9 protein-coding genes and 2 pseudogenes are annotated in these 12768 nt (G+C 73.6%); 4 read left to right on the top strand and 7 right to left on the bottom strand.

Annotated elements, in window-relative coordinates; all coding sequences use genetic code 11:
* The 3 genes and pseudogenes from ACWDNY_RS30025 to ACWDNY_RS30015 all read left to right on the top strand — a co-directional run.
* A pseudogene (locus tag ACWDNY_RS30025) lies at positions 1-229 on the top strand (hypothetical protein); the annotation flags it as partial.
* A gap of 9 nt (positions 230-238) precedes the next feature.
* Positions 239-961: an MBL fold metallo-hydrolase gene (locus ACWDNY_RS30020; RefSeq protein ID WP_451648966.1), complete on the top strand. Its 723-nt coding sequence runs from the start codon at positions 239-241 to the stop codon at positions 959-961.
* A 32-nt stretch (positions 962-993) separates the two neighbouring features.
* A complete protein-coding gene (locus ACWDNY_RS30015; protein ID WP_451648965.1) occupies positions 994-1794 on the top strand; it encodes a DUF3097 domain-containing protein in 801 nt (266 codons plus the stop codon).
* 108 nt (positions 1795-1902) lie between these two features.
* Here ACWDNY_RS30015 and hemW read toward each other — a convergent pair whose 3' ends face one another.
* The 3 genes from hemW to lepA form a co-directional block, all read right to left on the bottom strand.
* The gene (gene hemW, locus ACWDNY_RS30010; RefSeq protein ID WP_451648964.1) at positions 1903-3135 is read right to left on the bottom strand and encodes a radical SAM family heme chaperone HemW; all 1233 of its coding nucleotides are present in this window, start codon (positions 3133-3135) and stop codon (positions 1903-1905) included.
* Positions 3136-3446: 311 nt separating this feature from the next.
* The gene (locus ACWDNY_RS30005; protein ID WP_451648963.1) at positions 3447-5321 is read right to left on the bottom strand and encodes an AMP-dependent synthetase/ligase; all 1875 of its coding nucleotides are present in this window, start codon (positions 5319-5321) and stop codon (positions 3447-3449) included.
* Between the two features lie 329 nt (positions 5322-5650).
* Positions 5651-7519: a translation elongation factor 4 gene (gene lepA / locus ACWDNY_RS30000; protein WP_451648962.1), complete on the bottom strand. Its 1869-nt coding sequence runs from the start codon at positions 7517-7519 to the stop codon at positions 5651-5653.
* 256 nt (positions 7520-7775) lie between these two features.
* On the opposite strand from lepA, the gene rpsT reads away from it, so the two are divergent.
* The gene (gene rpsT, locus ACWDNY_RS29995) at positions 7776-8042 is read left to right on the top strand and encodes a 30S ribosomal protein S20 (RefSeq protein ID WP_451648961.1); all 267 of its coding nucleotides are present in this window, start codon (positions 7776-7778) and stop codon (positions 8040-8042) included.
* 309 nt (positions 8043-8351) lie between these two features.
* On the opposite strand, the gene holA is transcribed toward rpsT, so the two are convergent.
* The 4 genes and pseudogenes from holA to ACWDNY_RS29975 form a co-directional block, all read right to left on the bottom strand.
* A complete protein-coding gene (gene holA, locus ACWDNY_RS29990; protein WP_451648960.1) occupies positions 8352-9341 on the bottom strand; it encodes a DNA polymerase III subunit delta in 990 nt (329 codons plus the stop codon).
* 127 nt (positions 9342-9468) lie between these two features.
* Positions 9469-9846, bottom strand: a pseudogene (locus tag ACWDNY_RS29985) (hypothetical protein); the annotation flags it as partial.
* Positions 9806-10051, bottom strand: coding sequence for a hypothetical protein (locus ACWDNY_RS29980; protein ID WP_451648959.1), 246 nt, complete (start codon positions 10049-10051; stop codon positions 9806-9808). The gene ACWDNY_RS29980 and the pseudogene ACWDNY_RS29985, both read right to left, overlap by 41 nt.
* 226 nt (positions 10052-10277) lie before the next feature.
* Positions 10278-12749: a ComEC/Rec2 family competence protein gene (locus tag ACWDNY_RS29975; RefSeq protein ID WP_451648967.1), complete on the bottom strand. Its 2472-nt coding sequence runs from the start codon at positions 12747-12749 to the stop codon at positions 10278-10280.
* Positions 12750-12768: the final 19 nt, after the last annotated feature.

Below are 12768 nucleotides of genomic sequence, written 5' to 3'. Positions count from 1 at the left end.
TCGCCTCCCCGCCCCTGCCGGGGGGGGGGGGGCCGCGGGGGGGGCGCCCCGCCGGGGCCCGCCGGACGGCTCGCGCACCGACCGCGAGCGGCTGCGCAGCCGCGAGGCCCTGTACGCCGAGCTCCGTTCGGCGTTCACCGACGAGCTGCGGCGCTGTGCCCGCAGCCTCCCGGTCACCATCCGCGTCAAGGAGACGCACGCGGCGCGGCGGGCCGGGCGGGGGGCCTAACGTCGCCGTATGACGGTCGACTGGGAAGAGCTCGGGTGGGAGCGGCTGGCCGACGGGGTCGGCCGCCGCCGGCTGCCGGTGTGGGACTGCACCGTGGGCCTGGTGTGCGCGCAGGGCTCGGCGCTGCTGGTGGACGCCGGGTCGAGCCTCGCGGAGGGCGTCCTGCTGCGCCGGCAGGCGCAACGGCTCGCCGGCTGCCGCGTGCGGTCCCTGGCACTCACCCATCCCCACTTCGACCACGTCTTCGGGGCGGCGGCGTTCGCGGGTGCGCGCGTCTTCGCGGCCGGGGACGCGCGCCCGGTGTTCCAGGCCGGGCGCGCGGAGCTGAGCGCGGACGCGGTGCGCAACGGGCTGGAGGCGGGGGCGGCTGAGGAGGCGGCAGGCGCCCTGGTGGTGCCGCACGAGGCCGTCCGGGAGACGGTGTCCCTGACGATCGGCGGCCGCGACGTCCTGCTGCGCGACGCCGGGCCGGGGCACACCGCGCACGACCTGGCGGTCGTGGTGCCGGGCGAGCCGGCGGTGGTGTTCTGCGGCGACCTGGTCGAGGAGTCCGGCCCACCCCAGGCCGGTCCCGACGCCGTACCCGCGCTCTGGCCCGCGGCCCTGGACCGGCTGCTGGAGCTGGGCGGGCAGGACGCGGTGTACGTCCCCGGGCACGGCGCGGTGGTGGACGCCGCGTTCGTCCGGGCGCAGCGCGACGCACTGGCGGAGCGCTTCGGCGTGTCGCGCTGATCCGACGCGCCGTTCTCCCTATCGTCACTCGAATGCGCCAGTACTCACCGGATCTGACTCCTCCGTGGAAGAGGTCGCAGCCCGTGCCGGAGGTCCCCGCGGACCCCGGCCTGGTGGTGGAGGAGCCGGGCACCGGTTTCTGCGGGGCGGTGGTCCGCTGCGAGGCCGGCGCGGTGACGCTCGAGGACCGCTTCGGCAAGCACCGGGTGTTCCCGCTCCAGCCCTGCGGCTTCCTCCTGGAGGGCCGGGTGGTGACCCTCGTGAAGCCCGCGTCGGGGCCGGCCCGGCCCGCCCGTACGGCATCGGGGTCGGTCGCCGTCCCCGGCGCCCGCGCGCGCGTGGCCCGGGCCGGACGCATCTACGTCGAGGGACGGCACGACGCCGAACTGGTGGAGAAGGTCTGGGGCGACGACCTGCGCGTCGAGGGCGTGGTCGTCGAGTACCTGGAGGGCGTCGACGACCTGCCCGCCGTCGTGGCCGACTTCGATCCGGGCCCGGACGCGCGGCTGGGCGTCCTGGTCGACCACCTGGTGCCGGGCAGCAAGGAGTCGCGCATCGCGGAGTCGGTGACCAGTGAGCACGCCCTGGTGGTGGGCCACCCGTACATCGACATCTGGGAGGCCGTGAAGCCGGCCGCCCTGGGGATCGAGTCCTGGCCCCGCGTCCCCCGCGGGCAGGACTGGAAGACGGGCGTGTGCCGGGCGCTGGGCTGGCCGGAGAACACCGGCGCGGCCTGGCAGCACATCCTGTCCCGGGTGCACTCGTACAAGGACCTCGAGCCGGAGCTGCTGGGCTGCGTGGAGCACCTCATCGACCATGTGACGGCGCCCTGAAGGCCGCCCGGTGGTCCACCCGGTTCCGCCCGGGCGGAACCGGGTGGACCCCGGCCGACGGGGACGAGCCGCCGCCCGGCCCCGCGGGTCGTGCTGCCGCCGCGGAGGTCAGTCCACCAGGTCCCGCACCACCGCGTCCGCCAGCAGCCGGCCCCGCAGGGTGAGCACCGCGCGGCCCTCCTCGTACGGCCGCTCCTGCAGGAGCCCGTCGGACAGGGCGCGCCGGGACGCCGCCAGGCCGTCCGGCCGCAGCAGGTCCAGTGGCACGCCCTCACGCAGCCGCAGCTCCAGCAGGATGCGCTCGACCCGCCGGTCCTCGTCGTCGAGGATCTCGCGGCCGGCGCCCGGGGAGCGGCCCGCGGCCAGGGCGGCGGCGTAGGCGCCCGGGTGCTTGACGTTCCACCAGCGCACGCCGCCGACGTGGCTGTGCGCGCCGGGACCCGCGCCCCACCAGTCGGCGCCGCGCCAGTACAGCTCGTTGTGCAGGCAGCGGCCCGCCTCCGAGGTGGCCCAGTTCGAGACCTCGTACCAGTCGAAGCCCGCCGCGGACAGGGCCTCCTCGGCGATCAGGTAGCGGTCGGCGTGCTCGTCGTCGTCCGTCCCCGGGATCTCGCCCCGGCGGATGCGGCGGGCGAGCTGCGTGCCCTCCTCGACGATCAGGGCGTACGCCGAGACGTGGTCGGGACCCGCGCCCAGGGCCGCGTCCAGTGAGGCGCGCCAGTCGTCGTCGGACTCCCCGGGGGTGCCGTAGATCAGGTCGAGGTTGACGTGCTCGAAGCCGGCCGCCCGGGCCTCGGCCACGCACGCCTCGGGGCGGCCCGGGGTGTGGGTCCGGTCGAGGATCCTCAGCACGTGCTGCCGGGCGCTCTGCATGCCGAACGAGATCCGGTTGAAGCCGCCCTCCCGGAGGGTGGCCAGATAGGCCGGGTCGACGGACTCCGGGTTGGCCTCCGTCGTCACCTCCGCGTCGGCCGCCAGGCCGAACTCGTCGCGGATCGCCCGCAGCATCCGCACCAGGTCGTCCGCGGCCAGCAGCGTGGGCGTGCCGCCGCCGACGAAGACCGTGCGGACCTCGCGCGGGTCGTCACCGAGGACCTTGCGGGCGAGGCGGACCTCGTCGATCAGGGTCGCGGCGTAGTTGTCGCGGGAGGCGAGCACCCCGCCGGTGCCGCGCAGCTCGGTCGCGGTGTAGGTGTTGAAGTCGCAGTAGCCGCAGCGGGTCGCGCAGTACGGGACGTGCAGGTAGAACCCGAGGGGCCGGGTGGAGGCCCCGGCGAGCGCCCGTGCGGGCAGCGCGCCGTCCTCGGGGACGGGCTCGCCGTCGGGAAGTGCGGAAGGCATGTCCTCCATTGTCCAGTACCGGCGGCGGAACCCGTTTCCGCCGCCGGTGCGGGCCGCCGGCCGGCTCGCCGCCGCGACAGTCCGGCGGGAGTCCCCGCGTCGGCTCCGGCCGTGCGGTGGGGGGCGCCGGCTGCCGGCCGCCCCCACCTCCAGTGCCGCGGCGGGCATCGTCCGCCCGTCAGGGAGCGGCGTCCGGTGCCATGCTCTCGGCGTGCCGGCCGGACGCCCTCGTACGGGATGTACTCGGGCTTCCGGCCGGTGCGGCGAGAGGGCGTGGCGACGGGGCGAGCGTTGCCTGTCGCGGCACCGGGTCAGGCCTCGCGCGTGCCCTCGTACATCTCGTCGATCAGGTGCTTGTACTCGCGCTCCACCACGGGCCGCTTCAGCTTCAGGCTCGGGGTGATCTCGCCGTGCTCGACGTCCAGGTCGCGCGGCAGGAGCCGGAACTTCTTGATCGTCTGCCAGCGCTGCAGGCCCTCGTTGAGCTGTCTGACGAAGCCGTCGACCATCTCCACAGTGGCGGGCGCGGCGACCACCTCGGCGTACGACCGGCCCCCCAGACCGTTCTCCTTTGCCCACTCCATGATCGACGGCTCGTCGAGCGCGATGAGCGCGGTGCAGAAGTTCCGGTCGGCACCGTGCACGAGGATGTTCGACACGTACGGGCACACCGCCTTGAACTGACCCTCCACCTCGGCGGGCGCGACGTACTTGCCGCCGGAGGTCTTGATCAGGTCCTTCTTGCGGTCGGTGATGCGCAGGTAGCCGTCCGCCGACAGCTCGCCGATGTCGCCGGTGTGGAACCAGCCGTCCGCCTCCAGCACCTCGGTGGTCTTGTCGGGCAGCCGGTGGTAGCCCTGCATGATGCCCGGGCCGCGCAGCAGGATCTCGCCGTCGTCGGCGATGCGGACCTCGGTGCCGGGCAGCGGCTTGCCCACCGTGCCGGTGCGGTACGCCTCACCGGGGTTGACGAAGGAGGCCGCGGACGACTCGGTCAGGCCGTAGCCCTCCAGGATGTGGATGCCGGCGCCGGAGAAGAAGTAGCCGATCTCCGGGGCGAGGGCGGCGCTGCCCGACACGCAGGCGCGCAGCCGGCCGCCGAAGGCCTCGCGGATCTTGGCGTAGACGAGCGTGTCGGCGACCTTGTGCTTCGCGGCCAGGCCGAACGGCGCGGAGTGGGCGCCGGTGCGGCGGAAGTTGTCCTGGGTGACCCTGCCGTACTCGCGGGCGACCTCGGCGGCCCACTGGAAGATCTTGTACTTGGCGGCGCCACCCGCCCGCGCCTTGGCCGCGACACCGTTGTAGACCTTCTCGAAGATGCGCGGGACGGCGGCCATGTACGTCGGCCGCACGACCGGCAGATTGTCGATGATCTTGTCGACACGGCCGTCGACGGCGGTGACGTGCCCGACCTCGATCTGCCCGGAGGTGAGCACCTTGCCGAAGACGTGCGCGAGCGGCAGCCACAGGTACTGCACGTCGTCGGCGCCGACCAGTCCGGTCGCGGAGATCGCCTTCGCCATGTACGACCAGTTGTCGTGCGGCAGCCGGACGCCCTTGGGGCGGCCCGTGGTGCCGGAGGTGTAGATCAGGGTCGCGAGCTGGTCGCCGGCGATCGCGCCGACCCGCTCCTTGATCAGCTCGGGGTGCGTCTGCAGGTAGGCGGCGCCGCGGCGCTCCAGCTCGGCGAGGGTGAGCACCCAGTCGCCGCTCTCGACTCCGTCCGCGTCGACGACGACCACATGGTGCAGGTCCGGCAGCTCCGCGCGCTTCTCCAGGGCCTTGGCCAGCTGGGCGGCGTTCTCCGCGATGAGCACCCGGCTCTCGGAGTCGGAGAGGATGAACGCCGACTCCTCCGCGTTGGTCTGCGGGTAGATCGTCGTCGTGGCCGCGCCCGCGCACATGATGCCGAGGTCGGCGAGGATCCACTCGACGCGGGTCGAGGAGGCGAGCGCGACACGCTCCTCGGGCTGCACGCCCAGCTCGATCAGCCCGGCCGCGATCGCGTGGACCCGCTCGGCGGTCTGCGCCCAGCTCAGCGACTTCCACTCGTCCGGGCCCTCACCCGAGGCCGGCGGCACGGGGTAGCGGTAGGCCTCGGCGTCCGGTGTGGCCGCCACCCGGTCCAGGAAGAGGGCCGCCACACTCGGCGGACGGTTCTCGATCAGTGTCTGTGTGTCGCTCACGACATCCTCCGGGACCCGCGACAGTGCGGCTGGCTGGCTCATTGCTGCTGGCTCGTGGAACAGGGCTCGTGGGGAGCCGGGCTCGTGGGGAGCCGGGCTCGTGGGGAGCCGGGCTCGTTGGGGCTGGGGTCACACGCGAGCGATTGTTTAACTCACGAGTAACTATCGAGCAGAGATCAGGGTAGAGCCCGACCGGCCGGTTCGTAAGGGGCGGCGGCCTGTCACTTCCTCCACAGGACGACCATACGAACGCGCAGGGGTCCGCCGCACTTTCGTGCGGCGGACCCCTGTTGCACCGGTTTCGTCGGACGGCCGTGCGAGAGGCGCGGTTACTTCTTGCCCTTGCCCGACCCCGCGCTGTCATCGCTGGAGAGGACCGCGATGAAGGCTTCCTGGGGAACTTCCACGGAACCCACCATCTTCATCCGCTTCTTTCCCTCCTTCTGCTTCTCCAGCAGCTTCCGCTTGCGGGAGATGTCACCGCCGTAGCACTTGGCCAGGACGTCCTTGCGGATGGCGCGGATGGTCTCGCGGGCGATCACCCGGGAGCCGATCGCGGCCTGCACCGGGACCTCGAAGTTCTGCCGCGGGATGAGCTCCTTCAGCTTGGCGACCAGCCGTACGCCGTACGCGTAGGCCTGGTCCTTGTGGGTGATCGCCGAGAAGGCGTCCACCTTGTCGCCGTGCAGCAGGATGTCCACCTTGACCAGGCTGGAGGACTGCTCGCCGGTGGGCTCGTAGTCGAGGGAGGCGTAGCCGCGGGTCTTGGACTTCAGCTGGTCGAAGAAGTCGAAGACGATCTCCGCGAGCGGCAGCGTGTAGCGGATCTCCACGCGGTCCTCGGAGAGGTAGTCCATGCCGAGCAGGGCGCCGCGCCGGGTCTGGCACAGCTCCATGATCGCGCCGATGAACTCGGTCGGCGCCAGGATGGTGGCCCGCACGACCGGCTCGAACACCTCGTCGATCTTCCCCTCGGGGAACTCGCTCGGGTTGGTCACGGTCTGCTCGGTGCCGTCCTCCATGATCACGCGGTAGACCACGTTCGGCGCGGTGGCGATCAGGTCGAGCCCGAACTCGCGCTCCAGCCGCTCACGGATGACGTCGAGGTGGAGCAGGCCGAGGAAGCCGACGCGGAAGCCGAAGCCGAGGGCGGCGGAGGTCTCCGGCTCGTACACCAGGGCGGCGTCGTTGAGCTGGAGCTTGTCGAGCGCCTCGCGCAGCTCCGGGTAGTCGGACCCGTCCAGCGGATACAGGCCCGAGAAGACCATGGGCTTGGGATCCTTGTACCCGCCGAGCGCCTGCACGGCGCCCTTGGCCTGGCTGGTGACGGTGTCGCCGACCTTGGACTGGCGGACGTCCTTCACCCCGGTGATGAGGTAACCCACCTCGCCGACGCCGAGACCGTCGGCCGGCAGCATCTCGGGCGAGTTGGTGCCGATCTCCAGCAGCTCGTGCGTGGCGCCGGTGGACATCATCCGGATCCGCTCGCGCTTGTTGAGCTGGCCGTCGACGACACGGACGTAGGTGACCACGCCGCGGTAGGAGTCGTAGACGGAGTCGAAGATCATCGCGCGGGCGGGGGCGTCGGCGACTCCGACCGGGGCCGGGATCTGCTCGACGACCTTGTCGAGGAGCGCCTCGACGCCCAGGCCGGTCTTGGCGGAGACCTTCAGCACGTCGGACGGGTCGCAGCCGATGAGGTTGGCCAGTTCCTCGGCGAACTTCTCCGGTTGGGCGGCCGGCAGGTCGATCTTGTTCAGGACCGGGATGATCGTGAGGTCGTTCTCCATCGCCAGGTAGAGGTTGGCGAGGGTCTGCGCCTCGATGCCCTGGGCGGCGTCCACGAGGAGGACGGTCCCCTCGCAGGCGGCGAGCGACCGCGAGACCTCGTACGTGAAGTCGACGTGACCCGGTGTGTCGATCATGTTGAGGATGTGCGTGTTGCCGGGTTCGTGGGTGGGGGCCCACGGCAGACGCACCGCCTGGGACTTGATCGTGATGCCGCGCTCGCGCTCGATGTCCATGCGGTCGAGGTACTGGGCGCGCATCTGCCGCTGCTCGACCACACCGGTCAGCTGGAGCATCCGGTCGGCGAGCGTGGACTTGCCGTGGTCGATGTGCGCGATGATGCAGAAGTTGCGGATCAGAGCCGGGTCGGTACGGCTCGGTTCGGGCACATGGCTGGGGGTCGCGGGCACGCAGGGTCCTGATTCTTGAGGCGTCCGCATACGTGTGCTTGTGCGTCTGCGGTCTCGGGTCGGATCTATACGTAGTCTCCATGGTCCCATGCCTGGAGAGCGGGGAGCGGTTTGGGCCACTCGTCGGGCCACTGCTAGTCTGGGTGGCTGTGCCTCATGCCCTCTCAGCAGGAGGCACGACGTCAAGAAATCACCGGCGCGTGAGCGGGCCCCAGCGGTCCCGTCCTTGCGTGCCTGAATCTGTAGAGGCTCATTCGTGGCGAACATCAAGTCCCAGATCAAGCGGATCAAGACCAACGAGAAGGCCCGGCTGCGCAACAAGGCCGTCAAGTCCTCCCTGAAGACCGCGATCCGCAAGGCCCGCCAGGCCGCTGCCGCGGGTGACGTCGAGAAGGCCACCGAGCTGCAGCGCGTCGCCGCGCGTCAGCTGGACAAGGCCGTCTCCAAGGGCGTCATCCACAAGAACCAGGCCGCCAACAAGAAGTCGGCCCTGGCCGGCAAGGTGGCGGCTCTCAAGGGCTGAAGTCCTTCCTTGATCTGACCGCCGGAAGGACCCAGGGCGGGCCCTCTCTCATCCGCTCCCGACCGGCACCACGGATCCGCGCGCGGCCTGCGTTCGCCACGCGGGCGCGGATCCAGCAGCTTCACACCGAAGGCCCCGGCGTCCCGCTCTTCCCCAGGGCGGCCGCCGGGGCCTTCGGCATGCGCGGGCACCGGTGCGTGGGCCGCCACACGGCATCCCCGCACATGGCCCGGACGCCTTCCCGCCCAGGTGGCACGGCCCGCGGGCTCCACGCCTGTGTCACGCGCCCGCTTCCGTCACGCGCCCGCTTCAGGCGCGGCCGCGTGAGCGTGCCGCGCGGGCGATGGTGACGACCGCCTTCTCCAGGGCGTACCCGGGGTCGTCACCGCCGCCCTTGACGCCCGCGTCCGCCTCGGCCACGGCGCGCAGCGCGACCGCGACCCCGTCCGGAGTCCAGCCCCGCATCTGCTGCCGCACCCGGTCGATCTTCCACGGCGGCATGCCCAGTTCACGGGCCAGGTCGGCGGGACGCCCCCCGCGCGCGGACGACAGCTTCCCGATCGCCCGCACGCCCTGCGCCAGCGCGCTGGTGATCAGCAACGGCGCCACGCCCGTCGCGAGCGACCAGCGCAGCGCCTCCAGCGCCTCCGCCGCCCGCCCCTCGACGGCCCGGTCGGCGACGGTGAAGCTCGACGCCTCCGCCCGGCCGGTGTAGTAGCGCCCGACGACCGCCTCGTCGATCGTCCCCTCGACGTCGGCGACGAGCTGCGTCACGGCCGACGCCAGCTCCCGCAGGTCGCTGCCGATCGCGTCGACCAGCGCCTGGCAGGCCTCGGGGGTGGCCGCACGGCCCAGCCCGCGGAACTCGGCCCGCACGAAGGCGAGCCGGTCCGCCGGTTTCGTCATCTTCGGGCAGGCCACCTCGCGCGCCCCCGCCTTGCGCGCGGCGTCCAGCAGCCCCTTGCCCTTGGCGCCTCCCGCGTGCAGCAGCACGAGGGTGATCTCCTCGGCGGGCGCGGCGAGATAGGCCTTCACGTCCTTGACCGTGTCGGCCGACAGGTCCTGCGCGTTGCGCACGACCACGACCTTGCGCTCGGCGAAGAGCGACGGACTGGTCAACTCGGCGAGCGTGCCGGGCTGCACCTGGTCCGGAGTCAGGTCCCGCACGTCCGTGTCGGCGTCGGCCGCCCTGGCCGCGGCCACCACGTCCCGCACGGCACGGTCGAGCAGGAGGTCCTCCTGCCCCACGGCAAGCGTCACCGGGGCAAGCGGGTCGTCGTTCGCAGTCTTCCTGGCCATCGCGACAAGCATCCCACGCACCACCGACAACCCGGGCCGCCGCCCGGCGCCGACCGCGCGGCCCTCGGTTCGGGCCCGCGTGCGCCATCGCGGCGGCGATATCCCAGGAGACGGGTCGGCCGGTCCTGCCGGCCTGCCCCGGGCGGAGTGCGGAGACGAGAAAGAGGACCCCGCCCAGGAAGGCGTAGCCGGCCAGGGCGCTCAAGGAGGCGTCGCCCTTGCCCGCCTGGGCCATGAAGGAGGCTCCGGCGAGAGCGGAGACGGCGCCGCCGGCGATCACCGGCCACTGTCCTGCCGTGCCGCGCGGCAGGACGCCGACCATCAGCTGGACGAGCCCCGCGGTGATGGCCCCGCCGCCCCAGACCCGCAGGACGGCCGGGGTGCCCGCGGTGGCGGCCGCGACCAGACCTGCGGCGGCGAGGGTGCTCAGCGCGATAGTCGAGGTTCGCCGCCGCGCCCCGGGATCACGGTTCCTCGCGCCACCCCTCCCACTTCGCGGCGAACGCGTCGAGCTCGGTGGGGTCCAGCCGTCCCTCCTCGTCGTGCAGGAGGACGAGCCACTGCGCGTCCTCCGCGTCGTCCTCACCGGCCAGCGCGTCGCGGACGATCCGCGGCTCCTCGCTGATCTCGAACCGCTCCCCGAGAGCCTCCGCCACCTCTTCGGCGACGTCACGGTCCGGGAGCACCAGCACATGCCTGACATCACTCACCGCGCCATTGTCCGGCACCCCGCGGCGACCCCCCGGCCGGGCTCCCGGCGGGAGGCGCCCGCGGCAGCCGGGGCGGCGCCGTCAGCCAGCGCCGGCCGCCGCCCCGGGCTCCGTACCGCCGGCACCAGTGCGACTGCGGCTCCCGCGGCACGTCGGAGGTGGGACGCGGCGGGCGTCGATCCCCCAGGCGGCGAGATGGGCATCGGTCGGTGCGGCGTTGATGCGCTCAGTCTCCCGCGACGCGCAACCCCCTCCCCTCTCCCGCTACCGCGAGCGCCCCGTCCCGGTCCGTGCGCAGCACCGTCGCGCCCGCCGCCCGCAACGCCGCCACCGTGCTCGGGGCCGGGTGCCCGTAGGAGTTGTCCGCCCCGCAGGAGATCAACGCCACCCGCGGAGCCACCAGGGCCATCAGGTCCGGGTCCTGGTAGGCGGAGCCGTGGTGGGCGACCTTGAGCACGTCCACGTGCGCCAGTTGCCCGGCCGCGGGCGATGTCAACAGCGCGCGCTGGGCCGCTGGTTCGAGGTCGCCGAGGAGCAGCAGGCGCAGTCCGGCAGACCGCACCAGGAGTGTGACGCTGGCGTCGTTCGGACCGTCCGGGCCGGGGGCCGGTGGCGGTGGCGGGCCCAGCACCCGCCAGGACAGCGCTCCCGTGCGTCTCTCCTCCCCGGCGGCCGCGTGGAGGAGGGGGATGCGCCGTGCGGCGGCCTCCTTCCGCACGAACTCGGCCTGCTCCGCGGGCTCCTCGTAGTCCGTCGTCTCGATCACTCCCACCGAGCGCCCCCGCAGCACGCCCGGCAGGCCGGCCACGTGGTCGGCGTGGAAGTGGGTCAGCAGGAGAAGCGGGACGCGCGTCACGCCCAGCGTGCGCAGACAGCGGTCGACGAGGACCGGGTCGGGTCCGGCGTCCACGACCACTCCGGCGCCGTCCCCCGCCGCGAGGACCGTCGCGTCGCCCTGCCCCACGTCGCACATCGCGAACCGCCAGCCCGACGGGGGCCAGCCCGTGACGACCCGGGTCAGCGGCGGTGGCTGCACCACCACGAGCAGGAGCAGCAGCCCGCAGGCGCCGCACAGCCAGGGGTGTCTCGGCAACCGCCGCGCCAGGGCCACGACCGCCACCGTGACCAGGCCCAGCAGCAGCGCTCCCGTCCAGTTGCCCGGCCAGTCCACTCCCCCGCCGGGCAGCGACGCCCCCGTCCGGGCGACGCCGGCGATCCATCCGGCGGGCGGGCTCGCGAACCAGGCGAGCACCCTCGCCGCGGGAAGGGCGAGCGGTGCCGTGGCCAGTGCCGCGAAGCCCAGCACCGTGGCGGGGGCCACCGCGGCCTCCGCGAGCAGGTTGCACGGCACCGCCACCAGGCTGACCCGCGCCGACAGCACCACCACGACCGGTGCGCACAGCGCCTGCGCCGCGGCGGCCGCGCCCAGCGCCTCGGCCAGGCGAGCGGGCACCCGGCGCCGCCGCAGCGCGCTGCTCCAGCGCGGCGCGAGCGTGAGCAGGGCGCCGGTGGCCAGCACGGACAGCAGGAAGCCGTAGCTGCGGGCGAGCCAGGGGTCGTAGAGGACCAGCAGCAGGACGGCCGTCGCCAGCGCGGGGATCAGCGACCTGCGGCGGCCGGTCGCGAGGGCGAGCAGGGCGACGGCACCGCACGCCGCGGCCCGCAGCACGCTCGGGTCGGGTCTGCACACGACGACGAAGCTCAGGGTCAGCAGTCCGCCGGAGAGCGCGGTCGCCCGCAGGGGGATGCCGAGCCGGGGCGCGAGGCCGCGTCGTTCGGCCTGCTGGGCCAGCGCTGACGGCCCGACGAGCAGGGCGAGCAGGATGGTGAGGTTGCTGCCGGAGACGGCCAGGAGGTGCGTCAGGTCCGTTGCCTTGAACGCCTCGTCCAGTTCGGGCGTGATCCGGGAGGTGTCGCCCACGACAAGCCCCGGCAGCAGGGCCCTGGCGTCCGGCGGCAGCCCGTCGGTCGCCTCGCGCAGGCCCGCCCGCAGCCGGCCGGCCAGCCGCTGCGGCGCGGACGGCCCGCCCGTCACCTCGGGTCCGGCACGGTCCCGTACCCGCAGCACCGCCGCGATCCGGTCACCGCCGGCCAGGGGCGGGGTGAGCCGGGCGGTCACACGGAGCCGGGTGGACGGCAGCAGACCGAGCCAGGGGGACGGCCGGGGGCCCTTTCCCGCCGCGGGGGCTGCCGAGTCTCCCCCCGCGGGGGACGCGGCACCGGCGGGCTTCCGCCGGCCGGCGTCGACGAGCAGCAGCACCGGCGTCCGGGTCGTCACGGCCACCGCCCCGCCCTCCGGCTCGACCCGCCGCACCTCCGCGTCGATCAGTACGGCGGCCGGTGCCATGTGGTCGCCGCTGACCCGTGGCCGGCTGAGCCGCGGATCGGAGGTCAGCTCCACCTCGGCGGTCACCGTGGCGAACTGCCGCGCCAGGCCGGGCACGGGCCCGCGCCGCAGGTCGGCCCCGTGCAGTCCGGCGGAGACGGCCGCGGCGGCCACGGCGAGCAGCACGGCGGCGGTGGAGGTCCGCGCCCAGGCGTGTCCCGCCCGGCTGTGCGGGCGAGTTTCCGCCGCACGCGGGTCCGGCGGAGTGGTCGGTGGCGCCGGGGGTGCGGCCGTGGGGGTCCTGACGAGCACCCCGGTCAGGCCGGCCCGCTGAGCCGCCAGGACGTCCGACTCGATGTCGTCCCCGACCATCAGTGCCTCCTCGGCCCGG

The organism is Streptomyces sp. NPDC003697, from assembly GCF_053587115.1.
The sequence above is the reverse complement of the archived record's forward strand: the minus strand, read 5'-3'. Positions and strand labels throughout refer to the sequence as shown.

Excerpts from the sequence above, each read along its gene's own strand:
- ACWDNY_RS30020 (WP_451648966.1), top strand. The coding sequence starts at position 239 with ATGACGGTCGACTGGGAAGAGCTCGGGTGGGAGCGGCTGGCCGACGGG.
- ACWDNY_RS30015 (WP_451648965.1), top strand. The coding sequence starts at position 994 with ATGCGCCAGTACTCACCGGATCTGACTCCTCCGTGGAAGAGGTCGCAG.
- hemW (WP_451648964.1), bottom strand. The coding sequence starts at position 3,135 with ATGCCTTCCGCACTTCCCGACGGCGAGCCCGTCCCCGAGGACGGCGCG.
- holA (WP_451648960.1), bottom strand. The coding sequence starts at position 9,341 with ATGGCCAGGAAGACTGCGAACGACGACCCGCTTGCCCCGGTGACGCTT.
- ACWDNY_RS29975 (WP_451648967.1), bottom strand. The coding sequence starts at position 12,749 with ATGGTCGGGGACGACATCGAGTCGGACGTCCTGGCGGCTCAGCGGGCC.